The following is a 26,833-nucleotide window of genomic DNA, read 5'->3' as shown; positions in this document are numbered from 1 at the left end:
AATAGTATTTAATCGAGAGAGTTTTCGTCATAAAGAATCTTTACTAAATCGATAAAATGGATGTTGGCAAGTAGCTACATTTTTAACTGCCAAACTATGCATTTCCTACTTGCCAAATACAGTTTCACGCCACCTAAAATGATAAAACCTAATAACGATATAATGACGATGCCCGTGAGCCATGGTGGTATATTGAATGCATTATCCATTCCTGCAGCGATGGAATTTGATTGGACCCCTGGCATTAGTATCGCCATCGCAATTAAAGCTGCAATGGCAAACAGCATGCCAAACCATTTCCAACCGATGCCACGTTCAATAAAATACGCAGGGCCTCCACGATATTGGCCGTCTTGTTTCACTTTGTAAATTTGCGCAAGCGTAGACTCTACGAACGCACTGGATGCACCGATGAACGCAATTGCCCACATCCAAAAGACCGCTCCTGGGCCTCCATAAAAAATTGCTGTCGCCACACCTGCAATATTCCCTGTACCGACCCGCCCAGATAAGGCGATTGATAACGCTTGGAACGAAGAAACACCTGCTGCAGAACTTTTCCCTTTAAACATGAGCTTAACCATTTCTCGAATATGCCGCACTTGCAAAAATCGAGTTAACACAGAAAATACGAGCCCCACACCAAGAAGAATGTAAATGACAGGCGTACTCCATAATATTGCATTCAATCCATTGACAATGTTCTCCAATCAATTCCCCCATTTCATGACGTAGTGATCTTGCGACTAACTTATGAATCTTATATTGATAATATACAATTATCAGATTATAGTAAAGCGCTATATTTTCCGACTGTAAACGACAAAAACCAAGCACCCCTTTTATCGGAATACTTGGTTTTACATTGTCTACTTTTCAACATGCACAATTTATTGCATCGCAGCAAATTCTTTATCCGAACATAATACAAAATGCTCGGGTGCAACTTCCCTAAATTGTACATTTTCATTTGGACCGTATTGATGGTCTGCCGGATTGTACGATTTTCTCACGCGTGTCCGCTCATAGTTCGGATCCGGTAGCGGAATCGCCGACAACAATGACTGCGTATAAGGATGTCTTGGGTTTTTATACAACTCTTCAGCAGGTGCCATTTCAACTAACTTGCCGAAATACATAACACCGATTCGATCGGAAATGTATTTTACCATCGACAAATCATGCGCGATGAATAAATACGTTAACCCTTTTTCTTTTTGCAAGTCTTTTAACAAGTTGACGACTTGTGCTTGAATCGACACATCGAGTGCAGAAATCGGTTCGTCAGCAATAATGAATTCAGGATTTACAGCAAGTGCTCTCGCAATCCCAATCCGCTGACGTTGTCCACCAGAGAATTCATGTGGATAGCGGTCTGCGTGTTCCTTATTCAGACCGACCGTTTCCAATAGTTCAACGACTTTCTGTTTCCGTTCTTTCGCATTTTTCACAAGCCCATGAACGTCCAGGCCTTCTGCGATAATATCGAGTACCTTCATACGCGGATTCAAGGATGCATACGGATCTTGGAAAATCATTTGCATTTTTTGATTCAAGGATTTTACTTCTGCTTTAGATTTATTGCCATGAACGCTTACTCCGTCATAGAGAACTTCTCCATCTGTTGCATCGTACAGTCGAATAATCGTTCTTCCAGTTGTCGACTTACCACAACCGGACTCCCCTACTAAACCGAATGTTTCCCCACGACGAATATCAAAACTGATGCCATCAATCGCACGCACTTCAGAAGGCTTCCCTACGTTAAAATACTGTTTCAAGTTTTTCACTTCGAGCAGTTTTTCTGTCATTATGCCTCACCTCCATGCGCTTGTTTGTAATACTTGCTTCCCTTGAACGTTTTCATACGCTCAATAATCGTTGCTGGTGGATCCACTTCAGGTGCATTTGGATGCAACAACCACGTTGCCGCATAATGCGTGTCACTCACTTTAAAGAATGGTGGCGCTTCTTCTAAATCGATTTGCAACGCATATTCGCTTCTTAAAGCAAATGCATCCCCTACTGGTGGGTTCAGCAAATCAGGCGGTGTACCTGGAATGGCATACAATTTCTCTTCAGATAATTCAAGTGAAGGCATGGAACTGAGCAATCCCCACGTATAAGGATGTTGAGGGTTATAAAATATCTCATCAACCGTACCGACTTCAACAATTTTCCCACCATACATAACCGCTACACGATCTGCAACGTTCGCCACGACACCTAAATCATGTGTAATGAAAATGATGGACGTGTCGACTTTGTTTTGAATGTCTTTCATTAACTCCAAAATTTGCGCTTGGATTGTTACGTCCAAAGCCGTCGTCGGTTCATCCGCAATAAGCACTTTCGGGTTACAAGCAAGTGCAATTGCAATGACGATCCGTTGTCTTTGACCGCCGGAAAATTGGTGAGGATACATTTTGAATCGTTCTTCCGGATTAGGAAGTCCCACCATTCGAAGCAAATCGATGACAACTTCTTTCGCTTTTGCTTTGCTCAATTTTTGGTGCTTTAATATCGGTTCCATCACTTGTTTACCGATTGTCATTGTCGGGTTCAAGGAGGTCATTGGGTCTTGGAAAATCATCGAAATGTCTTTTCCACGGATTTTTTGCATTTCTTTCTCTGACAACTTCGTTAAATCTTTGCCGTCAAACAAGATTTCACCATTTTTGAATTCAGAGCTACTTTCAGGTAACAGCCGCATAATAGATTTCGTCGTAACGGATTTACCCGATCCAGACTCCCCTACAATCGCTAACGTTTCCCCTTTTTTCAATTCGAAGTTGACTCCTCGAATCGCTTTCACTTCACCTGCAAACGTATGGAAGGAAAGCTCCAAGTCTTTTACTTGTAATATCGTTTTCATCTCGGCTTTCCTCCAATCAATCTTTCATTTTCGGATCAAGTGCATCTCGTAATCCATCACCAATTAAGTTGAATGCAATCATTAATATACTAATAACTAACGAAGGGAATAATAGTACATACGGTTGGAATTCCATCACTTTATAGCCGTCGTTAATTAACGTCCCTAATGATGCATCAGGAGGTACTAACCCAATACCGATGAAACTTAGAAATGCTTCAAAGAAAATCGCGCTCGGTATCGTGAACATCGTGTTAATGATGACAATTCCAAGGATATTTGGCAATAAATGCTTCGTAATAATTCGTCCATCACTTGCTCCTAATGTTCTCGAAGCGAGGACAAATTCCTGTCCTTTATACTTAAGGATTTGCGCACGGACGATACGTGACATACCGATCCAACCTGTTATGGAGATGGCAATAATAATCGCAAGAATACCTGGTTTCATAATGAGGATCATTAAAATTACGACAATTAATGTCGGAATACCAATCAGGATTTCAACGATTCGCTGCATCACGTCGTCTACACGACCACCAAAATAACCGGAAATCCCACCATATGCCACACCAATGACCATATCAATCAATGCAGCGACAAAAGCGATGAGCAATGAGATTTGCGTACCTTCCCATAGACGCGTAAACAAGTCACGACCAAGTCCATCTGTACCGAACCAATAGTACTCGTCCACTTTTTTCAGTTCATAAAGATCGACTGTTTCTTGACCAAGTTTCCCATGTCCGTCAAAAATTCCGAGATGCTCGATACCAGGAATTTTCGGTGGCAAGTTCGCATGTCGAAGATTTTGTGCGTCCCCTTCATGTCCGCTCACTAACGGACCAACAAATGCCATGGCAATGAGTAAAATTAAAACAAAGATACTGACGACAGCCCCTTTGTTTTTACGCAAACGCAACCAAGCATCTTGCCAAAAGCTTAGACTAGGTTTTGCAATGCGCTCAGCTGAATCGCTGTCAATTGTAATTCTTTCAAACTTTTCCGGCGGTAATTGTTGTAGTTCTTTTTTCATTACCCTTTACCTCCAGACAAACGGATTCGTGGATCGATGATTCCGTAAAGAATATCTACAATGAAAATGATGAAAATCAGTAATGCTGAGAAGAACAGTGTTGTTCCCATGATAGTCGCAAAATCATTCGTCATAATAGATGAAACGAATTGTTCTCCGATACCAGGAATCGCGAAAATCTGTTCAACAACTAACGAACCGGTTACTAATCCAGCTGCTACTGGCCCTAAAACCGTAACAAGTGGAATGAGCGCGTTACGGAAAGCATGTTTGAAAGCAATTTCAAAACCGTTCGCACCTTTCGCTTTTGCTAATGTAATATAGTCAGAACTTAATACTTCAATCATTTCCGTTCGAATGAAACGTGCCGACAAAGCTAACGGCCCCATTGCCAATGCAATTGACGGTAAAATACTCGACTTCCACCCATCTTCCCAAAGTCCAACAGGTAGTAAATGCCATTCAGATGCAACCCAATATTGAAGTAGTGATGCAAAAACGAATGACGGAATGGAGATTCCTAGAATCGCCAAAAACGTACTTCCATAATCCCAAAATGTGTTTTGTCTAAGTGCAGCGATCATCCCCAATAAAATTCCCGCTAACGTTCCAAAGACCATCGCTTGTGCACCAAGAATAAATGATGGTTTCACACGAGCTGCTAAAAGTTCGTTTACACTTTTGCCTTTAAATACAAATGACGTGCCAAGATCCCCTTTTGCAAGGTTTTTCATATAGATTGCATACTGAACAGGCTTCGGTTTATCAATTCCATACTTTTTCTCAACGATCTCCCGTTGTTGTTCATTCAGCTTGCTGTAAGAGGCGATTGGTGAGCCTGGTAGCGTTTGCATTAAGAAAAATGTCGTAGTCGCAATGAGGAATAACGTGAGAAACATATAAATGAGTCGCTTTCCAATATACTTAAGCACAGTGCACCTCCAAAAATAGTTTTTATACATATACACGTGAGTTGATTTACTACTTTGCACAAATCGTGTTGTTTCAACTTCATTTATCTACAATCGCAAAAAAACGATGTATTTTCATAAGTCATTTACTTATTTACTTTCAATCAATTCCCTTTTACTAAAAAGAGAGTATACGAGGTTGCCCAAACATATACTCTCTCCTATTTAGTTCAACAAATAGTTTCCTTATTCTTTACCGGAAATATATGCCCACTTGTAGCTATAGTCAGCTCCGAATGGGTGAATCCCTAGATCTTTGAAGTAAGGTTTTTCAAGTTGGATTAATCCACGTTGGAAAATCGGAGCAATTGCTGCTTCTTCTTCCAATAAGATTTTCTCAGCTTTTGCAAACGCTTCAAAACGAGCTTTTGGATCTAAAGCAAGTTCTTCTTTCGACGCTGCAATCAACTCATCGTATTCTGCATTAGAGAATGACATTAAGTTGTTTGTGCTATCCGTTACGAACAAGTCTAAGAATGAAATCGGATCCTGGAAGTCAGGGCTCCAACCTGAAACTTGAATGTCGTAATCTTGGTTTGTATCAAGTTCTAAACGAACACTGAATGGTACTTCTTTAAGTGTGATTTTTAAACCTTCAAGATTTTTCTCTAGTTGCGCTTTGAAGTATTCATCCATTTTCTTAGATAGTTCTGTATCTCCGCCAAGAATTTCTAATTCTAATTCAGAAACACCTAGTTCTTCTAAGCCTTTTTTCCAGTAGCTTTTTGCTTCTTCTACATCGTAGACAAGGTGATCGCCACTCAATTCACGGAAATCTTTTCCGCTTTCATCGTAAGCGAAGTTTTTCGGTACGAAGTAGTTTGCAGCCATTGATCCGTTTGCAAGTACTACATCTGCTAAGTCTTCTTTTTGGAAGGATTTCGCAATTGCTTTACGGATATTTACGTTCGCAAGAGGCGTTTCTTTGCCGTCACGCTCTTGGTTAAACTTGAAGTAGAACACGCCAGTGTCCGGTTGTAAAACAGCTTCCTCGTGGTTTGCATATTGCAACGCTAAGTCGCCAGATACGCCAGCACGATCTTTCTTACCATCGTTGTAAAGCTTTACTGCTGTAGCAGAGTCTTTGACAACGTTTACATTAATTGTTTCAAGTGTAACGTTCTCAGCATCCCAGTAGTGTTCATTCTTTTTGTACACCCAGCTATCGCCAGTTCCATCCCATTCAGTAAGAACGAAAGGACCGTTGTAAAGCAAGCTGTCAGAGTTTGTCGCATACGCATCACCTTTAGCTGTTACGAACTCTTCCTTCTGTGGATAGAAAGTTCCGAATGACATTAAAGATAAAAAGTATGGTACAGGACGTTCAAGTGAAACGACTAATGTTTTGTCGTCTTCGGCTACTACACCAAGTTCTGACTTGTCCATTGTTCCTTCACTAATTGCAGTTGCATTTTTGATAACTCCAGACATCATGAATGGACCATATGGTGACCCTGTAGCTGGATCAATTGCACGTTGCCATGCAAAAACGAAATCATGTGCAGTTACAGGTGTTCCATCCGACCATTTTGCATCGCGGATTTTGAATGTGTACGTTAAACCATCTTCACTAACTTCTGCTTCTTCAGCAGCCATCGCTGGTTCAGCAACATTCTCTAAATTCAATCGATATAAACCTTCGTTAACGTTATTCAATACGTTAAATCCTACTGCGTCTTCTACGATTGCAGAGTCAACAGAAGGGATTGCAGCAGACTCCATCAAGTTTAAAACTTGCTCTGCGTCCGGCTCACTTTTTGTGTCTTGTTCTGTGTTTTTGTTATCATCTGCGCCAGATGAAGCATTGTCTTTCGCTTTATCATCAGAACCACATGCCGCAAGAATGACACTTAGTACGAATGATAATGCTAATAGCAATAACATTTTGTTTCTTTTCATCGCATTGACCTCCTTTTGAAATTGTCTGAAGAATTATCACTTTTTATTATACAACCAAAATTTATGAAGTCAAAGTATTTTTTATGCTTTTTTTCTGAAACAATATAATTATAAAAGAATGTTTTATCAAACAATTTAGGATAAATATGAATAAAGCTTTGAAAACAAAGGTTTTGTTGCTAGGTATTATAAATTCAATATGCTACAATATACAATAATAATGTATAATAAAAGCAAAACAGAAAGAGGCTAAATTATGAAGAGAATCGCAATAAATGTTATTGTAATACAATTATCAATTTTGTTACTTTCACTAATCTTCTACAGTAGAATAACAATTCTCCATTACATTAATATTTCATTTACAATAGGATTGTTGTTGCTATGTATCGGCATTCTTGTGTTAGTGTTACAATCAGGATTTTTCGATTTCTTTACAACTAGTATGAAGAAAGTGTTGTATCGAAAAGAAGTTCAAGATGAATTAAAGACGATGCGCGCTCCATCAGAGGTTGTCACAATGAAAGCTGCCTATTTCTTTCAAGTTGGCATTCCCATTATCGTTTTGATGCTCATCGCTTTGTTTTTCTATTCATTCGGAAACCACTAAATATGTATAGTGAAAGGGCTGGAACATAACTCTACATAGACCGTTCCTCTGCGCTCCAAAAGGCACGCTTTCCGCGGGGCGCGCTTGAGCCAATCGAACAACGAAGAGTTCGATTTGCCGTATTTCTGCGTACTTTGCGGAAATTAAGGCATCCTTGCTCCCAACGCTACGCTTTTGCTCGCAAAAGCCGTTCTAACGTAACGGCTTTTCCTGTGGGGTCTCAACATTCGCGCTACAATCCCGCAGGACATTGACTAAGCTTCTTCGAATAAGCATCGCACGAAGGAAATGCGTCAGCATTTTCGAGGAGTCGGCCTTTTTCCGCTCCGATCCACTTATGAAGATAAAAAAGAAACATTGTAAAAGCAGAAAAAATGCATGCCGGCGAATTTGCCTTCATGCATTTTTTATGTTTTGTCCCAGCCTCTTTCAACATTTCTTAGGAAGCTTCTATCCGCTCCCTACCCTCTATACGATTACATATCCCACACTAAGATGAGTAATGTACCTAAGATCGTTACAAGGGCAATCGCAACTGCATAATAGATGTTCATGTAAATCGCATGTTTATCCTCCGTCTCGCCTGCATGCATGAAGACGACGAGTTGTACGCCGGCTTGTACGAATGCAGTGACTAGAAGGACAGTCATTCCGACAGCAAAAGAAAAGTCAAAGAAGTAAACTGTCAGTGCAGCTGCAGTTAATACTAGCGAAAAGACAAAGCCCATTACTTGTTTACGCGGGAATAATTCGCTCATATCACATCATTCCTTTCAGATAGATGAAGCTGAAAATGAAAATCCAGACAACATCTAAGAAATGCCAGTACAAGGAGAAGATGAAGGCTTTGTTCGCCGTTTTAGGCGTCAATCCTTGCTTCTTCACTTGCATAATGATGAACAAGCCCCAGAACAGACCAAGCGTAACGTGCGCTCCATGTGTCCCTAACGTTGTTAACAGAATACCAGTGAACGCACTCACTTGAAGGCCAGCTCCAATATGCGTGTAATGTGTGAATTCATAAATCTCCACACCTAAGAATGCAAGTCCGAGTAATAACGTGACTGCAAAGAAAGACATCATCGCTTTCTTATTTCCGATACGCATTGCATGCACACCTAGACCGATGGTAAAACTACTCGTTAAGAGCAAAATCGTCTCGATCAATACGGGCGTGAGTTCAAAAATCTCTGCCCCCGCTGGTCCATTACCTGTACGATGCTCGAGTGTAAAATACGTCGCAAATAACGTCGCAAAAAGCATAACTTCAGCAGCAAGGAAAATCCAAAAACCTAAAATATTTAACTTATTTTGCCCAGTGCTATATTCAAGCGGAAGTGAATTATCTACTTTCATCAACTAACACCTCGCTATTTTTTTCTGTTTCTTCTATTTCTTCTACAGAAATATAGTACCCGTCGTCTTTTTCGAACGAACGGTGCGCTAGACATGCAAAAATCGCAATGGTTGTAATAATTAACGGAATCCACATACTAAAGACGAATGAGAATCCCCACACAAAGAAGATGCTGCTAATAATAAACGGCATACCGCTACTATTTGGCATATGGATTTTCTCGATTTTGTCTTTAAACAAAGATTTTCCGCTTTTCTTGTGATCCCAAAACGCTTCAATTGAATCCACTTCTGGTGTTTTCGCAAAGTTATAATGCGGAACAGGACTATGTGTCGCCCATTCAAGTGTACGAGCGTCCCAAGGATCAGAACTAATATTACGTGAAGCGTAACGTGTGCTGTAATACACATTGTAGACAAGCGTTGCGAAACCGATTGCCAACACGACCGCACCTGCAAACGAAAGCAAGTTAAGCGGACCAAAACCAGATGCTTCAGAGTACGTATACATACGACGTGCTTGTCCGTCTAATCCAGTGAAGAACATCGGGAAGAATGTTACGTTAAAGCCAATCGCAATGAGCCAGAACGACCATTTACCGATTTTCTCACTAAGCATGTAACCGAACATTTTTGGCCACCAATACGTTAGTCCTGCAAGCATCGCAAAGACTACGCCTGGAATAATCGTATAGTGGAAATGCGCCACTAAGAACATCGTATTATGGTATTGATAATCGGCACTTGCCATCCCTAACATAACACCAGTTACCCCACCAATTACGAAAATCGGAATAAATCCAACTGCATAAAGCATCGGTACAGTAAAACGAATCTTCCCTTTTCGCATTGTCAGTAACCAGTTAAAGATCTTAATACCTGTAGGAATTGCAATGGCCATTGTTGTAATTGAGAAAATACTGTTTGATAGCGGCCCTTGCCCCATTGTAAAGAAATGGTGCATCCAAACTAAGAACGACATGAACGATATGACAACGATTGAAATAACCATTGACTTATACCCGTAAAGATTACGGCTTGAGAATGTTGAAATGATCTCACTATAAATACCGAATGCCGGTAAGATAAGGATATATACTTCAGGATGACCCCAAACCCAGAACAAATTAGCCCAGAGCATGTCCATTCCGCCGTTAGTCATCGAGAAGATGTGCGTGCCAAATAGTCGATCCATTGTTCCTAACAACAATGTTACCGTTAAGACTGGGAAAGCAAATACAACGATCGCATTCGTAATAAGAGCCGTCCATGTGAACATTGGCATCTTCATTAGCTTCATACCCGGTGCTCGCATGCTCCAAATGGTCGCCATGAAGTTAATCCCAGAAATCAATGTACCGATACCAGCAATTTGGATCGATAATAGATAGTAGTTTGTTCCAACAGATTGGCTGAAATCATTTCCTGCTAGCGGGAAGTACGACGTCCAACCAGCATCAGGTGATCCACCAATAACGAATGAAATGTTAAAGAGCATCGCACCCATAAAGAACAACCAAAAGCTAAGTGCATTCAAACGTGGAAATGCAACGTCTCGCGCACCAATTTGTAACGGTACAACAAAGTTCATCAAAGCATAGATGAACGGCATAGCCATGAAGATGATCATGACAACTCCATGCGTAGTAAAAACTTCATTATAATGCTGCGCATCCAATAGCGTGTTTTCAGGTACGGCTGTTTGCGCACGCATCATCAGGGCATCTACCCCACCTCGGAACAACATAAGCAAGGCAGCAAGAAGGTACATGATACCAATTTTTTTATGGTCAACTGTCGTCAACCACTCTCGCCATAAATACCCCCATTTTTTAAAATAGGTTAACCCGACGAGAATTGCGATCACCGTTAGACCAATGGCCACCATGGATGCATAAATCGCTGGACTTGGATGAGGTATGGCAAATCGATCAAAGTAATCCATACGAATAGAACTCCTTTCAGTTAGATGTTGCGTAATTTTAGTGGCATCTACTTATCATTCTTAAACTCCACAAAGAGTCTGTTTTTTAAAGAATTGAAGCACCGCGTTTACATACATAAGCACTTTTCCAACCATCCTTACGAGATGGAAAAGAATTATTCGTGATGTGTATGGCTTTCTTCATCAGAAGCCTTCTCTTCATGCCCATGTCCGTGATGACCTTCAGGAGCAGGAGAGAACTCCAAGTGCGTTCCACTGAACGTCATTCGACCAAGATGTCCAGGCTCTAATAATTCTTCAAATTTCTCTTCAGTGATCGGTTCAGCTGTTGTTTTCACTTCTTCGACCCATTCGTCAAATTCTTTCGGAGACATCGCTTCAACATCAAAAATATTTTCCGCAAACCCTTTTCCGCTGAAGTTTGAGTTTCTTCCCATGTATTCACCAGGCACTTCTGCTGCTAAATGTAATGTGGTTACCATGTCTGACATCGCATATTTTTGTCCACCTAATTGCGGAATCCAGAAGCTTGTAATCGGTCCAAATGAATAAAGTCTAAATTCTAACGGACGGTCAGTCGGGATGTATAAATAGTTTACTGTTTCAATATTTTCCTCTGGATAGCTAAAATGCCATTTCCAATCAGAAGAGGAAGCATATACAACTAGAGGTTCTTGGTCTTCGTACCCTTTCGGTGTCGCTTCAACTTCATATGTCGATTTAACCGTAACGATTGAAAGGAAAATAATGATGATAATCGGAATACCGACAATCAACCCTTCTACAATCGGATTCCCTTCGATATGAGGCGGTTCATAATCGTCACTCTGTTTCGATGCACGGTATTTCACTAAGATGTACACCAACATTGCGAACACAACAATTACAACAATCGCCATTGTTGCGATCGATATCCAAATAACATTTGCAATTGTGTCGGCTTGCGGTCCCTTCGGATCTAAAACCATTACTGGCTCACAACCTGTTAAAACAGCTAGTAAACCAACTATCAAACCTAAAAAAGTCCATTTCAATTTCATTAGTGTACCCCTTTCTATTGTTTTATAAGTTTTACAAGAATAATGTCTTGTATTTTATATGGCAATTACCATAACACAGGTTACATATTATTATATTAAAATGCTAAAAACAATTATCTGGAGCGCTCGTCACAAAACCTTCACCATTATAAGCATAATTACGACACAAAACGTTCATATGACACATTTTACCTTTCTTTTATAATCAAATATATTGACTAATATACAATATTACGATTATCAAATTTCTTAAATAACAATTCATTTACCCTACTATTCAAGTCATTAACCAAGCAATAAACTATTGCGAAAATAGTATTGGAATCCGAAAAGTTGCTTTTTCTCGATTTCATAGCATTTATCCATAAGGAATCGTTTGTGCTTACGTATGTAACACAAATTAATATGTACCATTTAAGGTTCAACTACTTACTGTGTTAAGCTCTTACACCTGTCATCTTTTGCTATCGCTTACCTATGGGATAGTTTTTCGGTTCGAGGACATCCTAATGGCTGTAGGGAAGCAGAAATTCACCTAACAACATTAGAAGGAGTGAACATATCCATGCGCGAAGAGAAAAACCAAGAGCAGCAAAACCGTCAAAAGCAAAACAACCGCCAAACGAATCAAAATCGTCATAGAAATGATCGCACTGAATTCGGCGAAGAGTTCTTTGGCAGCATTGAAACGCAAAACAATTTCAATCCAACTCCCCAAAAGCAAACACAACCGAAAAAATAACAAACGCCTCTATAAATCTAAAAAACCCGTATCGCCAATTTCTATGGCAATACGGGTTCAGATTGTAGACAAAAAGGTTGGAAATCATAGATTCCAACCTTTTTTTGCTTAAACATGTACATTACAACTGATATAACGTTGATCTCCGTTCCGTGCAGACGCTTTCCGGGGGGGCTTGCCCTCAGCCAAGCGAACAGCGAAGGGTTCACTTTGCCGTATTTTTGCGTACTTTGCGGAAATTAAGGCATTTTTAAAGTTTTCACTTCCCTAACGTGGAGAAGTAAGGAACCACTGTTTGAAAGCCTAAGCCTAGGAAACAGCGATATGCCACGTTAGTTTCAATTTCCTTGATTGCCTGGCGCAGGGATCGGATTCCTTAACCATCAACTCATTCAGTTAATAGAAAACACCTTTGATTGGAGCGGAGAGCGGCGACTCCTGCGGGAACAGCGCGAGCTGAAGACCCTGGACTGAGCGCAGCGAGGGAAGCGGCTGAAGCCGTGCCCGCGGAAAGCGTCCGCTCGTAGCGCAAATCAAAATTGCAGCTATATCTCTATTTTAAAAGAAAAGTTATCGTGGTTTAATTGCGTTCAGATTATCCATATTTCCCTCGCATAGAAAGGCTTCATATGGAACACTTCTCTGTTAAGGTTTTTCGCTTAAACCATTTTTAACAGCGCTTCTTCACCAATCATCCCTTTATGAATACCAAGTTCCTCCGCTTCGTGGGTAACGGATTCTAAAGGTGCTTTTAAGAGTTGTTCAATGGTTTTAACCCCAACAGCCCTACCTGAAACAATTTTCCGATCGGCTAATACATTATTTAACAGTCCGACATCTAATGCACCACACATAATATAGCCTACTTCATTCGAAACAGTTAGTAATGTAGTTTTTGGCAATGAAACAGTCACCGCTGTAAACGGATGCCCCTCAATAATAATCGGCGTTAACGTTACCATCCATCTCTCCCCTTTCCATTTATACATATGGGTAAGATTCTTGAAATGTGCATTGCAAGACGATTCTTTTCCCAACTACCCGTTTTACTTGTTCTTTTTGGTATACTACTACTAGACACTTAATTGGTAGGAAGTGATGGATTGATGTCAGAAGATGAAAAGGTGACGGCACCTAACACATCGACGGAATCTGTTGAAGAAAGCGAACTGACAGAAGATGAATTCAATGAACTCGTCCTTGAAGCACAACGTGAAGCACTTGCTAAAAAAGAACCAACCCCTAAAAGACAAGTACCGAAATGGTTCATTTGGTTATTATCCAGTGTATTGGTAATCAGTACATTTGCAGGTTTGTTTCAAGTTTTTTCAATTCCAGCAATCGAATTTTTGCGTACTTCCGCTTCCCTGTCTACTGATCCAGCAGTTTCCAAGATGAAGGAAGCCGTCGTTGTTGTGATCACTGAAGACGGGAAAGGAACGGGCTTCTCAATTGATGATGATGGATTAATCCTAACGAACTCACACGTAATAGAAGGAAACCGATCCATTTATGTCAAGTTTCCTGAAGCCGGCCGTTTTGAAGCAACGGTCTTAGACGACTTTCCTGAAATTGATCTTGCAATCTTACAGATCGATGGAGAAAACTTGCCAAGTTTACCGCTGGTCCAAGTAAGTAACCTATCCAAAAAAGAACACGTAACGTTTATAGGAAATCCGTTAAGCTTTAAAGGGATCGTCAATGAAGGATCCATTATCGAGCCCATTAAATTGGACGATTGGACTGAAGAAGTTTACATGATGGAAGCTCCCGTCTATCGAGGGAATAGTGGAAGTCCCGTGATAAACGAAGAAGGAGAAGTAATTGGCATCGTGTTTGCTACGTTAGATCATGAGGAACACGGAAAAGTCGGTTTGTTCATTCCGATTGACCTTTACTATCAATATACAAATGACTAAAACTCTGGCCTAGGCAGTCACCTGTCACCAGAGTTTTACCGTTTACGATTGTATGATTTCATCCAACACGCGGCCATCTGTCTTCCCTAAATCTACCCCTAACAACTTTGCAAATGTCGGCCCCTCATCTACTAATCTCATCGATTCAATTGTGCCATTAGGCATTATTCCTTTTCCCTTGGCTATAAAAACGGTGTTGTAGTTCAATTTGTTTGGGGAATATCCATGGACGGCTTTGCAATATGTTCCTGCAACAACATCTTCTTGTGAAATTTCTACGATTGCTGGTCCATCTATCTCTTCCGTGAAATAAAACCCTTCACGTGCTTCCAGCATAAATGCAACATCGTTATCAGCTCCGACTTCCAATGCCTCATCACTTGATAAGATGCGTTCAATTCCATTTTCTCGATTCATCCGTAGCGAGTGCAACAACGCACTGATTCGCTCTTTCGTTTGAAAATCTGATGGGTCTTTTAAATAAATCGATGCCGCCCCATCATTACTTTTACAAAATGCCTGCCAAGAAGAAATCTTCCCTTTGTCATTCACTTGAATAAAACCACTTTCCTTCAAAAGCACATTCAATTTTATGACCTGCGTCACATCAAGGGAACTGTGATCGCCAAGTACAATGACTGTAGACCTCTCCATCATCCCGCCTTCTTCAAGTGCGTCTAAAATAGCACCAAGTCTTATATCATGCCGCTCAAGCGCTTCAGAAGATTGTTCAGCTGAAAAACCATAACGATGTCTCTGCGCATCAAGATCTACAAGGTGAACTAGCAATAAATCAGGTTTCTTCGTTTTAATCGTGTGAACAGTAGAAGCAGTTACAAAATCATCTAACCAAGGTTGCTGAATTCCTTTTCGCAAATGTCCAAATCGAAAGTTCATGTCCAATGTATAGTAGAAACTACCGTTTACTAACGAAACAGCCGTTTGTGAATGCCATTTCCTGTTCGCAAAAATTTCAGGAATATGGTAGTCAATATTCGCTCTCGCCGTCACAGGCCATAACAATGCACCTGTCTTCATCCCTCGTTTCTTCGCTTCATCGTACAAAGTTGTCCCTTTTATCTCTTTTCTTTTCCAATACCAATCAGGTGAAAGGCGACCAGGTTGAAGTTTTGTGTTATTAACAATGCCATGTTTAGCCGGATAATTTCCTGTAATAATGGACGTATGACATGGATACGTCGTGGATGGATAGATGGTTTTCACTTCGTCGCAAACAGCAGCACCGTTTAAAAAACGTTTGAAATTCGGCAGTTCTCGCAAGCGTGGAACATCTTTTGACGATAAACAATCAAATGACAACACGATTAAATGATCCGTCAGTCGTTGCATCTTCCTTCTACCTCCCTTCGTACAATAAATCTTGAACGTTGCCGATACGTATCAAATCCAACATACTAGCATTCACTTTTTACAGACCACTTCTCATTTTCAATAAAAATCCGTTTTCTTCTCTTCATGTTACACGTTTAATTTATCAACATTCAAGTATTAATCTGAACCTGGATGATCGAATTACTTAACCCTGCCGCTAACCATCGGCTTCAAAAATTTCTAGTCGGCCTGGACAGATACTTTTTCGTTCCCCAAAAGTCGAATGGTTTTTTTGGAGTGAAATGTGGAACGCTACGTTAAAAGGAGGTGCATTCAAATTGAGTCAACGTATACTATGTGAAGTTAACAATTGTACGTATTGGGGCAGCGGAAACAAGTGTCATGCTGAAGTGATTTACGTTGTTAACCAAACAGGTACAGAGGCAAGTGATAGTGAAGACACAGATTGCAAAACCTTCAAACCTGAAGCTTAAGCCACGCAAAATCCACCACGATTGCTGAAAACGCACTCGAAATTTATACGGTGACTTCCTCATCACCGTATAAATTTGGGTGGTTTAAGGAGAACTCCTCCCCTAACACTCCCGAAGATACTGATCGCTCTCCAACTACTACATAAATTCTTCGCGTTGGGGATTGATTTTTTCAATTAAATGAAATTACTACTTGTAAATGGTATTCTCTATGATTTATCATAGTAAAATGTTAGAGAAAGCTCTAACAATTATAAAAAGGAGAGTGGTATGATGAGGAATTTTAGTAAAGATGATATCCGTAAATTTGTAAAGGATGAAAACGTTAATTTCATTCGACTTCAGTTTACCGATATTTTCGGGATGATAAAAAACGTGGAGATTCCAGTCAGCCAACTCGAAAAAGCGCTGGATAATAAAATGATGTTTGACGGTTCTTCAATTGATGGATTTGTGCGTATTGAAGAGTCCGATATGTATTTAATTCCAGACTTGAATACATGGATGGTGTTCCCATGGCCATCGGGAAAAGGAAAAGTTGCTCGGTTAATATGCGATGTCTCTCTCGCAGATGGCACACCATTTCCAGGGGATCCTAGAGGAAATCTAAAACGAATTATTAATGAAATGAAAGAACTTGGCTTTACGGAATTCAATTTAGGGCCTGAACCGGAGTTCTTCTTATTTAAATTGGATGACAATCAACAACCTACTTTAGAATTAAATGATAATGGCGGCTATTTCGACTTAGCGCCGTTGGATTTAGGCGAGAATTGCAGACGCGATATCGTATTGGAATTAGAAGAGCTTGGTTTTGAAGTGGAAGCTTCTCATCATGAGTGTGCACCAGGGCAACATGAAATCGATTTTAAATACGCGGATGTGTTAACAGCTTGTGATAACATTCAAACGTTCAAACTTGTTGTTAAAACAATTGCACGAAAACACGGATTGCACGCAACGTTCATGCCTAAACCAATTTTCGGCGTGAGTGGTTCAGGTATGCATTGTAATGTATCGCTGTTTAAAGACAAGGAAAACCTATTTTTTGATAAAAACGGGGAAAGAAAACTAAGTGAAACCGCTTATCAATTCTTAGCGGGTGTGTTGGAACACGTACAAGGATTTACTGCCATTACAAATCCGACAGTAAACTCTTACAAACGACTCGTCCCAGGTTACGAAGCACCTTGTTACGTCGCTTGGTCTGCTCAAAACCGCAGCCCGCTCATCCGTATACCTGCTTCCCGCGGAATGAGTACACGAATTGAAGTCCGTTCCGTTGACTCATCTGCAAATCCATATCTTGCAATGGCGACTATTTTGGCAGCAGGCTTGGATGGGGTTAAACGTAAGCTCGAGCCACCTAAACCGATTGACCAAAATATTTATGAGATGAAACCCGCTGAGATCGCTGAAAACGGGATTGGTCTATTACCGACAGACTTGGATCATGCCTTAATCGCATTGTCTGAAAACAAAGTCGTACAAGAGGCGCTTGGCAACCATATCTATTCAAATTTCTATGAAGCAAAGAAAGTCGAGTGGGAAAGTTTCCGAACGACCGTCCACTCATGGGAATTGGAACGGTATATGAAGATTTATTAATAGAAATAATTTAACTCAAAAAAGAACACATATGCAAAAGGTACTTTGACAAACACACTGTCAAAGTACCTTTTTTATAATGATTATGTACGAATGGTCCTTTCTACAAATCGCTCAAATTCTTCTTCCTCTTCTAGAAAAGGATAGTGGTTACTTCTTTCAAAAGACATGAACCGCGCATTCGGCAATAACTTAGCGATTTCCATGCCAAATTTGTGTGGACATTGTGCATCATGAAGACCCGAATAGATGAAGGCAGGAAGCTGAACAGATGGTAATTGTTCACGAAGGTCAAACGTTTTACAATCTACCTTCCTAAAGTAAGTGAGTCGATCTCCAACAGTTTTACCACTGTTCGATTTTTTGTACGCTGCTTCCATTTTTTCTTCCGAATAAAAAGACATCAAATTCCATTCCCTGCTTATCGCTTGTCTTTCCTCAAGTGGCACATCAGGTGTATCTATCCTATTCATGATTTCAATAATGCGCTGAAAGTGAGGATTTTCACGACAGTAAATACTTCCCGGGTCGGCACTATATGCAATACTTGCTGCAGCTCCACCTGCAATGATTTTTGTCAATGAATCAGGATAGTTAACAGCATATTTTAATGTCAACATTCCACCGGTTGAATGACCCGCAATTCCCCATTTGTTATGACCTAGCGCAATACGAATTGCTTCCAAGTCTAACACCGTCTCTTCCATACTATATTGCGCATCCGTTTCAGCAGCGACAGAGTGTCCTGCGCCTCTTAGGTTAATTAAATAGACATGATAATGTACTGTAAATGGATTCGCGAATGCATTTCCTCGCTCATCATACTCGCTATATAAATGCGTGACCGCAAGCGGCTCCCCTTCCCCTTTTTCAAATACTTCAAAGGTTCCTCGTTCCGTGTCAATCAATCGCTGTTTCCACATTTCATTTCCCCCCACCCAAATTATACCTTCCCTTTTTATAGTAATCGAAGAACGTTCACAAAACTAGTAAGAATTAGTAAAGACTTTAGGAAGCAATTAGGTTTGGGATAAAACAGGTTAATGCCGAAGTGACGTACTACTTTAAATGATCCGGTTCATTCTGATGATGGCCTTGCTCAATTTCAGAAAACAACGTTGCTTGCTCATTTAGTTGGTCTTGGTGTTGCGCTACATATTCTTTTCCAATTCTATCGCGTAATAGAACGTCTAACATGGCACGCAACTGGTCAATATCTTCTTTCGTAGCGAATTTTTTATGTTCTTTGAGTGTATAGCCTAATTGCCCGCTTGGTTCGATTGTTGCCCATTGGACATCCTCAATTCTCTCAATTCCATTTTGACGCAATCTCATCTCAAGTTTATCAACCGTAAGTTTCATCTTTTTAAGGTTTTTTTCATGAAGGACTCCATTTTCAATCACAAGCTGAGAACGACCTGTGAAAAACGTTTCCGTAACATCCCATTTCATTTGCATGTATTCAATTACCTGTAACGTTCCTATCAAAATGCCCGCAATAACAAAAGTAACCCAAAGATTTTTTTCGCTCACAGGTTGAATTAATAACGTCCCAATCGAAATCATGATGACCGTTTGTGAAATGGTCATTTGTGAAATTGAGCGTCTCCCTGAAAAACGAATAAGCAGAATGCCAAAGACGATAATAAGTATCGACTTCCACACTACATTGAAATCCATTGTACCACCGCCAAATAGGTTTACTACTAGGTTGTGTAATGCGCAGATGATTATGTACAATTTGTCATTGTGAAGATTTCATGACGATTGCATGTAACAATCTCTTCTCGAATAATCGTCTGATTACCGTTTAGACGTCAAATCATTTATAATGAATGTATGGCATCAAAAATAAAAAGATGCTCAAACAGATGGAGGGAAATGAATTGAAAAAACTAGTATCGGCGCTACTTGCTGTAACACTCATCATGTCACCGATCGGTAACATCATCTTTACAGACGACGTCTCAACCGTTGAAGCGAAAGGCTACAAGTCTGGTAAGAAAAACTTTAATACGACGAATAACTTTAACAAACCACAAGTGGACAAGAAAAAAGAAGATACGTCTTCACTGAATAAATCCACAAATAATACGAGCAATACGGCGAAAAAAGGCGGCTTCTTTTCAGGTGGCCTTATGAAAGGATTGTTTGTCGGTGGACTTGCAGGACTTTTATTTGGTAGCTTATTTGCCAATATGGGAATGTTAGGCTCCATTCTTGGATTGATGGTCAATGTATTGGCAATCGTTCTGATCATCGGCATTGTACGCAAGATTTTTGTAATGATTAAAGAGAAGAAAAAACAAAAAGAGGATATGAATCCATGGCAAACCAGATGATTTCTGAACAAGATATCGTAAATGCAATTTGCATGGAGCAAGGCCACTCTCATAACATACAACCCGAAACGGTTGAAGTCGAACTAATGTATGACGATGAAGACGGCTTTTCAGCAGAAGTGCATATTGCTGGCCAGGTCCACATTCTCAACTCTTTTCATATGATCCAAGCGATTCGTTTTTGGATTGAACACGTATTGAATGAAGACCCCTACGCAGCAGGCATCAACCTTCTATTAGATCGAGAAGAAGGAATTATTGCAGCTGTTCATTAAATGTGGCTGGGACAAAACTCTAAATAGACCGTTACTCTGCGCTCCAAAAGGCACGCTTTCCGCGGGGCGCGCTTGAGCCAATCGAACAACGAAGAGTTCGATTTGCCGTATTTCTGCGTAGTTTGCAGAAATTAAGGCATCCTTGCTCCCAACGCTTCGCTTATGCTCGCAAAAGCCGTTCTACATGACGGCTTTGCCTGCGGGGTCTCAACATTCGCGCTACAATCCCGCAGGACATTGAATAGGCTTCCTCGAATAAGCATCGCACGAAGGAAATGCGTCAGCATTTACGAGGAGTCGGCCTTTTTCCGCTTCGATTCACTCATGAATTCGAAAAGAAACATTTGAAAAATATAAAAAACTGCATGACGGCGAATTAGCCATAATGCAGTTTTTTCATGTTATGTCCCAGCCTCTTTGCAATTTTCAAGCGTTTACTCGTTGAATTTTTGCTTATTCATGTATCACTTCTATCTCCTCATTCAAACCCTTCAAATACTCATGTACTTCTTCTGGCACTTTATCCAAGCCTAAAACCTTCAATTTCATTGTACCTGGAGATGTTTCAATGAAATACGTTTCATTTTCATATTCAAACACTGTGAATTGCCTAACTTTCTCTGGAGACAAATCTGTATTTTTCACCTCATTATACAACTCTTCCGATACATTTCCTTCGTATCCTTCTAGCACATGGCCTCTCACTTGGTTGAAATCCTCCGCAAATTTCACCATTTGATACATTTCAAGTGCGTTTTTTGGCTGAATCACGACTTTATAAATGAATGGTATTGAAATCAGAAGCACCAAAATGAGTATTAGTGCAACTTTTTCATATTTCCTTTTCACTTTCTAATCCCGCTCACTCTATTTATCTAAAAAGAATTGCTTATCTAAATTTATTCAGGTACGCTAATGATAACAGTAAACGTTTTCCAAATCTAGTAACTAAGTTAAGAGGGGGGCTTCTTTTGAGAATTATTGTGATCGTTTTCTTTACGCTTCTGCTTTGTGTAGGATGTAGTGTGAAATCTAAAGACTCATCGTCACAGAAGGATGATGTAGCCGTTAAACAATCGATTGGACATGCGAATGTCGAAGGAAATTTAGTGAAAGAACTTTCTTTTGAAGATGGGAAGAGCGGTGGAGGAGAAATTACGGATAACGTCAATATTTATCGTATTGCGTTAGAACAAGTTGAAAAAGCGGAACATATTCTCATTGATTTTAAGCAAAGAAGTGAAGCGACAACCCAAGAACCACAACTCATTGCCCCTCATTTCACTGTAGACGTACAAGATAACCCTTATACAATGTCCTTCACAATGAGTGGCGTACGAGCATTTGACGCTAGAGATTTTACAGCTTTAAAGAATAGTGATTTGATTGCAGATGCTTATTGGGTAGTCACACACGATGACTCTGCTTTGCTTGGCGATTTGTGATTGTATTCAACTCCCCTGTCCAATATGAAATCCGAGAATATGCAGATCCGGCACAAGTTGTTATCAGTGCTCTACCGTTAACTGAAGAAGAAAAAGATCCTGCAATTCATACAATCAGAACGGAAGCTTTTCCATTTGGGGGTAAACTGGCCAATTTGGAAGAAATGATCTTTGAAGAAGCAGACATCCGCTACTTACGTGAAAGTGGCACTCCTTTTAACACAACGGAAAGTAGCTTTTATATGGAATTAGGCCAATACCAGTCAGTTCAAGCTGCAGAAGAAAAAATGGCTCAGCTCCAAAATCTATTGGGCTCTGACGTTAAACTGTTTATAGAGGAAAAATGAACAATCGGCTAGCAAGTTTTTTAGCATGTTAGCCGATCGTTTCTCGCCAATCACCAAATGAATACATCACTACAAATTGCATAAGCAAGGACAATAAGCCCGAGTAGAACAGGTTTTAACAACCACCTTTTGGTTGTGATGGTGGCATGTCGAGGCGTCTTTAGTAAAAGGATGATAAAGATCGTGCTAACCGTCATTAAAAGCAGAAGCTGAATGAGCATCCCCGATTGTTCGGCGTTTATCATCGCACCTAACATTGCACCCATCATACCCCCCATCATGCCAGCCATGAACCCTTCAAGAATTGCTAACAGTCCAAACCAAACACCACAAAGTGAACCTGCAAGCACGCCGATTCCAATCGCTATCATTGTAGAATGAAACAAATTTCCGTGATAGGCAACACCGTACAACACGCCCACCGTCAAACTAACACTCATGCCAAAAAACATGGAAATGATCATCCCTTGCATCGGAAGCAAAACATTTCTAAACCGAGCCGCTAACCAAATGATGAGTAAGGTGATAACTGCAAGAGAAACTAACACAAATAGTTGAGGATTTCCTATCATGACCGCCACCTTTTAATTTTTTGTATACCTTATAAGGGTATGTGATAGGTGTGATTATCATGATTCGTTACAATTGATTCAAACGATTTTTTAAGATGTGTGCAAGAAATCGCCCAAGTTGGACTCTATTTCCAAGAAAACACGTTCCATTTTGGGGTTTATTGCGTAGACAACAATTGTGTATTAGTACACGAAAATATCCGAGATTTGGTAATAACCTTCTTTATCGATGACAATCGTATATTCCTTTTCCTGCTCTATAAAGCTCGTCGCATTTTGGGCATTTGTCATGTAAAACGTTTCATACGTAGAGACAACAACTTCATCATCCATGTATTCGATATAGGTGACATCGAACGAATCCAATTCATAATGAAAGCCTTGCTCAGAGAAATTACGAACGTACGTTTTTAATTGGCTATAGATTTCAGATTTAGGTAAAATCATATCTTCAATCCAGAAGAAATCATTCTCATAGAGAGCCATTTCGTAATAGTCCCCGAACTCCATAATAAATTCTGCCAAATATTCATCCGTATAATCGTAATATTCTTCTTCAGTTGTGGAATTGTCTGTATCTGCATACAACTCAAAGTTCTCATAAACAGCAAATACGTCATGAATTTCGTCATCAGTCATCGGTCGACTAATCCAAGAATCGACCAAGTCTATCATGCTATACATCGGAATCGAAAATGCAAAACTGTTTTGATTCGTATACATGAGTGAATTAATGCCAATTACTTTACCAGTCGTTGCATCGAGCAACGGACCGCCACTGCTGCCTTGATCAATTTGCGCATCGACTTGGTACAAATTTGTATACGAAAATCCAAATTCAATATCTCTTCCGATTCCCGTTAAATAGCCGATGGAGGCAGAATTTTCGAAGCCTTGAGGACTACCAAGTGCTATGACTTCCAATCCAATATCCGACTCATTCCTATCAATTGATAAGGGTTCAGCATTGTGATAATCTGGCGCTTGAACTAACGCTATATCCGAGCCGACAGATAAGCCAATTACTTTACCCGTTGAATCCTCACCAGCTGAATTGCGAATCACCACTTCCGTATTTCCTGCAACAACATGTGCATTCGTGATAATATAGCCGCCTTTTTGGTAAAGGAAACCTGAACCAATACTCTCTTCCGTAAAGATTGTAAACACTTTTGGCATCGCTTCTTTAATAAGAACGGTTTTATCTGTTTTGTCTGCATGATTTGTTTCAATTTGCTCAGAATGACCTGTTGTTGACTGCTCGATTTTTTCCACTGTTTCATTTCCGATTTCCTGCGCACCGGTAAGAGATTCAGTAGAACTGAACGTACGTTGAATTAAAAAGTACGACCCAAAACAAATACTCAGAAATAAAACAACAGAAGCAGTTAGTCCAACCCATGCCCAAATCCGTTTCTTCGATTTCGGTTCTTCATTTAACGGAGTCCCACAGTTGCTACAGAAATGTCCCTCTTCCTTCTGATGACCACATTTGTTACAGAACATTTCTTCACCTCTCTTCATCCTTTGATTCCTATGCTCAAATCATTCTTGAACAGCAAACTATATCTAATATACGAATAGAGATGCAACAAGTTTCAAGTATTTTGTTCGTAAAATGTTTTAGTTCATCGTAAGGTTCTAAATAAAATCCAAATAAGCTTCATCTACTCTTTAGGTTGAAACGTTTCACTTGCAAGACTTCAACCTCCTCTTCACACTTAGCCTTGTAAGCATCAAATAGCCCCCACCTTTTTATTGATGGGAGCTTGTAATATGAATGGGATTACTTCGTTAAGATTTTGCTTACTATAGTTATTTGAAAATCATTAATAGCATATTTGTTTCGTTTAATAACTTCCTTCGCACTTTGTTCTACTTCTAGCTTTGTATTTTCGGTGCTATCAACTGGTAAGTTTATAATCACCTCAACATGTCGAGGTGTAATGGCGTACTCTAAACTAAAAGTCAAATGATTTCTTTTTTTTAGTTCTTGCATTAAATTCCCCATTAAATCATTATAGCTCAATCGTACAGAAGAACGCTCATCATCCGAAGGTGTTTCATAATAACTGGATATTTTCAAATGAAATTGATCTGGGTTAAATTCTTTTTCTCGCAAAACCTCAATTACGAGCTGTTCAATTTCAATCTTTGTTCTGTTTTCAATCTCTTCGCTTGGCAACTTAATAAAAATTTCTATGGTTTCATCAGGAAGAATAGCGTAGTCCAAAACGAACCTTACTTTATTTATTCGCAACTCTTGTGTAATCTCTTGCATTAAATCTGAATATTTTTCAGCATAAATAGTAAGATCAGTAGGTTGTTCCGATAATATATTCACTTCTTTGGCAGACTTACTATTGACGAGAACAGTAGTAATAAGAGCAGAAAGCAAACATATCGTCATCAATCTGTATCTCACTTACCTCATTTACCCCTCTCTAAAATAGATGTGGTAAAATATATGTATTAAGTATTGAAAAAATACAAAGGTCTATCGCGTCTTTTCTTCAAAGTCACGATAGTGGAAAATAGACCCATCCAAGGACTTACGTAATAATTAGTTTGACAAAAAAATAAAACGATCATCATGCTCCCAAACATGTTCATCATCCGCAACATAACCTCTTAACCACAACTTACCATCTATCACCCTGTTGTACTAGTACCGAACAGTTTCTAAAAAATACTCAATGGAACGTTTGTCATTATCAATTAACTGTTCTGGCAACTGATTCAACGGAAAATACTCCATCCCCTCTGATTCATCATAATTGATTTCCAAATCACCACGAATGTCTTCTGTATAAAATACGGCAGTTGCGGAATACAATTCATCGCCATTCGCTACTTTTAAATAACAATCTGCTCCAGAGTTTACACTGAGTAACTTAAGATTCCCAACGACTAATCCGGTTTCCTCAAAAACTTCTCGCTTTGCCACTTCCTCAAAACTCTCCCCTAAATCCATCAAACCACCCGGCAATCCCCAATACCCATCACGTCTTTTTTGCAATAAAACTTCTTTCTTCTCATTAATCATAATGACGACTGATCCAGGTAATATGATCGGTTGATGACCAACATATTGTCTCAAATATTTGTAGTATTCCAATGCTGTCCCTCCACAGACTAAAGTAATAAGGTAATGCTAGTAAATCATCGCAAGATAGTAGATTATAATTAACAGCGTAGCAATAATCGATCTGATTATAATTATTTTTTTAGGAACGCCAGATTTGCTTTCAATATAATTCAAGTAAATCATAACGAGAGGAAAACCTATTAAAGCAAGTATAGATCCTAAACTTCTAGTTTCAAAAAATTGATGAAGTAAACTTAAACCTACTATCATAAGTCCAAGCGTCCCGACGAACATATGTGCATACAAAACACCTTTGTCTTTATCTTTCATCGCTTCACTCCTAAATAGTGTTTTAGCTAAGGGTTTCTATACTTTTCTATTATGTATTGCGTCAAATAAATTAGGTTCCTACACCAATTTATTCAAGTAAAAATTCATAACCGACATATTCAAACACTTTTTCAAATCCTAAATTCTCTGCAACTGCAACGGAAGGCTTGTTCATTTCCATGCAATCCCAATAAGGAACTGCATTATTTTTCAAGCAATCATTTACAAAGTGATGTGCAACGAGTTGAGCTAACTTTTTTCCTTGATGAGGCTTTAGTGTCTCAATATTGATACAATGAACATTTCCAACAACAAAACCAGAAAAACAAATACTTACCACTTCATTTTGATGAATTATACAATACCCGATGCCAGCATCTAAAAATTTTTCAATCGAAGTCCAGAACTCAAGTAATTTTCCTTTTAGAAAATCAATATTCTTGATCAAATCATCTTTAAAGAGACTCTTTTCTATTTTAATCACATGAATCGATTTCATAATTCCTCTTTTTAAAAATACAAACAAGGGCAGAATTTATAGATTGTATTTCAAAAAACAAGAATCATGCGGCTTGAATGTGGTTCAATCGTGCTCCAATCCTATCGG

At 39.6% G+C, this 26,833-nt stretch carries 29 protein-coding genes and 2 pseudogenes; 9 read left to right on the top strand and 22 right to left on the bottom strand.

Annotation, left to right across the window (positions count from 1 at the left end):
- Positions 1-92: 92 nt before the first annotated feature.
- From QT711_RS18540 to QT711_RS18515, 6 genes and pseudogenes are all read right to left on the bottom strand, one after another.
- Positions 93-710, bottom strand: a pseudogene (locus QT711_RS18540) (alanine:cation symporter family protein); the annotation flags it as partial.
- 180 nt (positions 711-890) lie between these two features.
- Positions 891-1,811, bottom strand: a complete 921-nt coding sequence (locus tag QT711_RS18535) for an ABC transporter ATP-binding protein (RefSeq protein WP_317946729.1) — start codon at positions 1,809-1,811, stop codon at positions 891-893.
- Positions 1,811-2,875: an ABC transporter ATP-binding protein gene (locus QT711_RS18530; protein WP_317946727.1), complete on the bottom strand. Its 1,065-nt coding sequence runs from the start codon at positions 2,873-2,875 to the stop codon at positions 1,811-1,813. Before QT711_RS18530 ends, QT711_RS18535 begins: the two co-directional genes overlap by 1 nt.
- 16 nt (positions 2,876-2,891) lie before the next feature.
- Positions 2,892-3,911 (bottom strand): oligopeptide ABC transporter permease, encoded by a 1,020-nt coding sequence (gene opp3C, locus QT711_RS18525; RefSeq protein ID WP_317946725.1) that lies wholly within the window; start codon positions 3,909-3,911, stop codon positions 2,892-2,894.
- The gene (gene opp3b, locus QT711_RS18520) at positions 3,911-4,843 is read right to left on the bottom strand and encodes an oligopeptide ABC transporter permease (RefSeq protein ID WP_317946723.1); all 933 of its coding nucleotides are present in this window, start codon (positions 4,841-4,843) and stop codon (positions 3,911-3,913) included. The genes opp3C and opp3b overlap by 1 nt, the downstream gene beginning before the upstream one ends.
- A 225-nt stretch (positions 4,844-5,068) precedes the next feature.
- Positions 5,069-6,781, bottom strand: a complete 1,713-nt coding sequence (locus QT711_RS18515) for a peptide ABC transporter substrate-binding protein (protein WP_317946721.1) — start codon at positions 6,779-6,781, stop codon at positions 5,069-5,071.
- A 256-nt stretch (positions 6,782-7,037) separates the two neighbouring features.
- Between QT711_RS18515 and QT711_RS18510 the strand changes: the two genes are divergently transcribed.
- Positions 7,038-7,391 (top strand): DUF3899 domain-containing protein, encoded by a 354-nt coding sequence (locus tag QT711_RS18510; protein ID WP_317946719.1) that lies wholly within the window; start codon positions 7,038-7,040, stop codon positions 7,389-7,391.
- 476 nt (positions 7,392-7,867) lie between these two features.
- On the opposite strand, the gene qoxD is transcribed toward QT711_RS18510, so the two are convergent.
- The 4 genes from qoxD to qoxA form a co-directional block, all read right to left on the bottom strand.
- Complete coding sequence (gene qoxD, locus QT711_RS18505) at positions 7,868-8,149, bottom strand: cytochrome aa3 quinol oxidase subunit IV (protein WP_317946717.1); 282 nt, start codon at positions 8,147-8,149, stop codon at positions 7,868-7,870.
- 1 nt (position 8,150) lies between these two features.
- Positions 8,151-8,747 (bottom strand): cytochrome aa3 quinol oxidase subunit III, encoded by a 597-nt coding sequence (gene qoxC / locus QT711_RS18500; protein WP_317946715.1) that lies wholly within the window; start codon positions 8,745-8,747, stop codon positions 8,151-8,153.
- On the bottom strand, positions 8,734-10,692 hold the full coding sequence (gene qoxB, locus QT711_RS18495; RefSeq protein WP_317946713.1) for a cytochrome aa3 quinol oxidase subunit I: 1,959 nt from the start codon (positions 10,690-10,692) through the stop codon (positions 8,734-8,736). Before qoxB ends, qoxC begins: the two co-directional genes overlap by 14 nt.
- Before the next feature lie 155 nt (positions 10,693-10,847).
- Complete coding sequence (gene qoxA / locus QT711_RS18490) at positions 10,848-11,732, bottom strand: cytochrome aa3 quinol oxidase subunit II (RefSeq protein WP_317946711.1); 885 nt, start codon at positions 11,730-11,732, stop codon at positions 10,848-10,850.
- A 565-nt stretch (positions 11,733-12,297) separates the two neighbouring features.
- Here qoxA and QT711_RS18485 point away from each other — a divergent pair.
- Positions 12,298-12,474, top strand: coding sequence for a hypothetical protein (locus QT711_RS18485; protein WP_317946709.1), 177 nt, complete (start codon positions 12,298-12,300; stop codon positions 12,472-12,474).
- A 262-nt stretch (positions 12,475-12,736) separates the two neighbouring features.
- On the opposite strand, the pseudogene QT711_RS18480 reads toward QT711_RS18485, so the two are convergent.
- Positions 12,737-12,850 (bottom strand): annotated as a pseudogene (locus QT711_RS18480) (transposase); the annotation flags it as partial.
- 283 nt (positions 12,851-13,133) lie between these two features.
- Entirely contained in the window at positions 13,134-13,436 is a 303-nt protein-coding gene (locus QT711_RS18475; protein WP_317946731.1) for a YunC family protein, read from the bottom strand.
- A gap of 144 nt (positions 13,437-13,580) precedes the next feature.
- Between QT711_RS18475 and QT711_RS18470 the strand changes: the two genes are divergently transcribed.
- Positions 13,581-14,393, top strand: a complete 813-nt coding sequence (locus tag QT711_RS18470; protein WP_317946707.1) for a S1C family serine protease — start codon at positions 13,581-13,583, stop codon at positions 14,391-14,393.
- A gap of 42 nt (positions 14,394-14,435) precedes the next feature.
- Here the strand turns inward: QT711_RS18470 and QT711_RS18465 are convergent, their stop codons facing one another.
- On the bottom strand, positions 14,436-15,743 hold the full coding sequence (locus QT711_RS18465; protein ID WP_317946705.1) for an alkaline phosphatase family protein: 1,308 nt from the start codon (positions 15,741-15,743) through the stop codon (positions 14,436-14,438).
- Positions 15,744-16,063: 320 nt separating this feature from the next.
- On the opposite strand from QT711_RS18465, the gene QT711_RS18460 reads away from it, so the two are divergent.
- Together QT711_RS18460 and glnA are read left to right on the top strand one after the other, a co-directional pair.
- Positions 16,064-16,219, top strand: a complete 156-nt coding sequence (locus QT711_RS18460) for a DUF1540 domain-containing protein (protein ID WP_317946703.1) — start codon at positions 16,064-16,066, stop codon at positions 16,217-16,219.
- A gap of 273 nt (positions 16,220-16,492) precedes the next feature.
- Positions 16,493-17,827: a type I glutamate--ammonia ligase gene (glnA, locus tag QT711_RS18455; RefSeq protein ID WP_317946701.1), complete on the top strand. Its 1,335-nt coding sequence runs from the start codon at positions 16,493-16,495 to the stop codon at positions 17,825-17,827.
- 83 nt (positions 17,828-17,910) lie between these two features.
- Here glnA and QT711_RS18450 read toward each other — a convergent pair whose 3' ends face one another.
- Both QT711_RS18450 and QT711_RS18445 read right to left on the bottom strand, forming a co-directional pair.
- Positions 17,911-18,750, bottom strand: a complete 840-nt coding sequence (locus QT711_RS18450) for an alpha/beta fold hydrolase (RefSeq protein ID WP_317946699.1) — start codon at positions 18,748-18,750, stop codon at positions 17,911-17,913.
- Positions 18,751-18,886: 136 nt separating this feature from the next.
- Positions 18,887-19,507 carry a DUF421 domain-containing protein gene (locus tag QT711_RS18445; protein WP_317946697.1) on the bottom strand — a complete coding sequence of 207 codons (621 nt, stop codon included), beginning with the start codon at positions 19,505-19,507 and terminating at the stop codon, positions 18,887-18,889.
- Between the two features lie 206 nt (positions 19,508-19,713).
- On the opposite strand from QT711_RS18445, the gene QT711_RS18440 reads away from it, so the two are divergent.
- Positions 19,714-20,169: a hypothetical protein gene (locus QT711_RS18440; RefSeq protein WP_317946695.1), complete on the top strand. Its 456-nt coding sequence runs from the start codon at positions 19,714-19,716 to the stop codon at positions 20,167-20,169.
- Positions 20,154-20,444: a DUF2653 family protein gene (locus QT711_RS18435; protein WP_317946693.1), complete on the top strand. Its 291-nt coding sequence runs from the start codon at positions 20,154-20,156 to the stop codon at positions 20,442-20,444. The genes QT711_RS18440 and QT711_RS18435 overlap by 16 nt, the downstream gene beginning before the upstream one ends.
- A gap of 453 nt (positions 20,445-20,897) precedes the next feature.
- On the opposite strand, the gene QT711_RS18430 is transcribed toward QT711_RS18435, so the two are convergent.
- Positions 20,898-21,293: a hypothetical protein gene (locus QT711_RS18430; protein ID WP_317946692.1), complete on the bottom strand. Its 396-nt coding sequence runs from the start codon at positions 21,291-21,293 to the stop codon at positions 20,898-20,900.
- A 122-nt stretch (positions 21,294-21,415) separates the two neighbouring features.
- Here QT711_RS18430 and QT711_RS18425 point away from each other — a divergent pair, with 122 nt between their 5' ends.
- On the top strand, positions 21,416-21,889 hold the full coding sequence (locus QT711_RS18425) for a hypothetical protein (protein ID WP_317946691.1): 474 nt from the start codon (positions 21,416-21,418) through the stop codon (positions 21,887-21,889).
- Positions 21,886-22,236, top strand: a complete 351-nt coding sequence (locus QT711_RS18420; protein WP_317946689.1) for a hypothetical protein — start codon at positions 21,886-21,888, stop codon at positions 22,234-22,236. The genes QT711_RS18425 and QT711_RS18420 overlap by 4 nt, the downstream gene beginning before the upstream one ends.
- 50 nt (positions 22,237-22,286) lie before the next feature.
- Here the strand turns inward: QT711_RS18420 and QT711_RS18415 are convergent, their stop codons facing one another.
- The 6 genes from QT711_RS18415 to QT711_RS18385 all read right to left on the bottom strand — a co-directional run bounded on the left by QT711_RS18415 (position 22,287) and on the right by QT711_RS18385 (position 26,725).
- The gene (locus QT711_RS18415; protein ID WP_317946687.1) at positions 22,287-22,808 is read right to left on the bottom strand and encodes a hypothetical protein; all 522 of its coding nucleotides are present in this window, start codon (positions 22,806-22,808) and stop codon (positions 22,287-22,289) included.
- 183 nt (positions 22,809-22,991) lie between these two features.
- Positions 22,992-24,314: a S1C family serine protease gene (locus tag QT711_RS18410; protein WP_317946685.1), complete on the bottom strand. Its 1,323-nt coding sequence runs from the start codon at positions 24,312-24,314 to the stop codon at positions 22,992-22,994.
- Between the two features lie 280 nt (positions 24,315-24,594).
- Positions 24,595-25,218 (bottom strand): hypothetical protein, encoded by a 624-nt coding sequence (locus tag QT711_RS18405; protein WP_317946683.1) that lies wholly within the window; start codon positions 25,216-25,218, stop codon positions 24,595-24,597.
- A gap of 255 nt (positions 25,219-25,473) precedes the next feature.
- Positions 25,474-25,926, bottom strand: coding sequence for an NUDIX hydrolase (locus QT711_RS18395; RefSeq protein ID WP_317946681.1), 453 nt, complete (start codon positions 25,924-25,926; stop codon positions 25,474-25,476).
- Between the two features lie 36 nt (positions 25,927-25,962).
- Positions 25,963-26,226, bottom strand: coding sequence for a hypothetical protein (locus QT711_RS18390; protein ID WP_317946679.1), 264 nt, complete (start codon positions 26,224-26,226; stop codon positions 25,963-25,965).
- An 88-nt stretch (positions 26,227-26,314) separates the two neighbouring features.
- Complete coding sequence (locus QT711_RS18385; RefSeq protein WP_317946677.1) at positions 26,315-26,725, bottom strand: GNAT family N-acetyltransferase; 411 nt, start codon at positions 26,723-26,725, stop codon at positions 26,315-26,317.
- Between the last annotated feature and the right edge of the window lie 108 nt (positions 26,726-26,833).

Origin of the sequence: Sporosarcina saromensis (assembly GCF_033253735.1) — a bacterium.
Classification (GTDB): Bacteria; Bacillota; Bacilli; order Bacillales_A; family Planococcaceae; genus Sporosarcina; species Sporosarcina saromensis.
The sequence above is the reverse complement of the archived record's forward strand: the minus strand, read 5'-3'. Positions and strand labels throughout refer to the sequence as shown.